Raw genomic sequence first — 1053 nt, 5'->3', positions numbered from 1 at the left:
CTAGGTGTATTGGCCCGCGGCGTTGTTGACGCGGGTGATGGGTGGTTGGCCGTTGAGTGCGGTGTGGCTGCGGTGGTGGTTGTAGGTGTGCAGGAAGTGGGTCAGGGCTGCTGTGCGTTCGGTGTTGCTGGTGTAGGGCCGCTGGTAGGCGCATTCGTCGAGGAGGGTGCGGTTGAAGCGTTCGACCTTGCCGTTGGTCTGTGGCCGGTAGGCGCGTGTGAGTTTCCCGGTCGCGCCGAGGTCGGACAGGGCGTTCTTCCAGGCCAGGCCCTTGCGGTAGGCCCAGGCGTTGTCGGTCAGAATCCGCTCGATCTTCTCGATGCCGTGGTCGTGGAAGAACGCGGCGGCGCGGGTCAGGAAGCCTGCGCAGGTGGCGACCTTCTCGTCGGGGTGGATCTCGCTGTAGGCCAGACGGGAGTGGTCGTCGACGGCGGAATGGACGTAGTCGAATCCCATGCCGCGGATGGGGCGGCCGGCTTGGCGGCCGTGGACCTTGTGGCCGCCGCCGTCCGGGATCCGGCCGAGCTTCTTGACGTCGACGTGGACGAGTTCGCCGGGGCGGTCGCGTTCGTAGCGGCGGATCACGGTGCCGGTGGGCCGGTCCAGCCAGGCCAGCCGGTTCAGGCCGTGCCTGACCAGGATCCGGTGCACAGTCGAGGCGGGCATGCCCAGGACCGGACCGATACGAGCAGGGCCCAGCTTGCGTTGCTGCCGCAGGTGACAGACCCGGGCCTCCACCGCTGCCGGGGTGCGGTGCGGCGTCCTGCAAGGCCGGCTGGAACGGTCACGCAGGCCGGATTCCCCGTGCTGTCTGAAGCGGCGCAGCCACTTGTGGGCAGTGGGCCGCGAGATCCCCATCTCGGCAGCGACATGTGCGACGGGACGGCCCGAACGGACACGATCGACCAGCAGCCGCCTGCCATGAACGGTCAGCCGGGCATTACGGTGGGACACGAAGACCTCCGCGCGGTGAAGACTCGACACCTCCACCACACCGGAGGTCTTCGCCATGATCAAGACCCACAACCGTTAACAACGCTCGTGATCAATACA

Annotated in this window: 1 protein-coding gene; it reads right to left on the bottom strand. The window is 67.2% G+C overall.

The window, feature by feature from the left end:
- Entirely contained in the window at positions 1-954 is a 954-nt protein-coding gene (locus tag LG396_RS38775; protein WP_225798308.1) for an IS481 family transposase, read from the bottom strand.
- Positions 955-1053: the final 99 nt, after the last annotated feature.

This window comes from Streptomyces aculeolatus, assembly GCF_020400605.1.
Lineage (GTDB): Bacteria > Actinomycetota > Actinomycetes > Streptomycetales > Streptomycetaceae > Streptomyces > Streptomyces aculeolatus.
The sequence above is the reverse complement of the archived record's forward strand: the minus strand, read 5'-3'. Positions and strand labels throughout refer to the sequence as shown.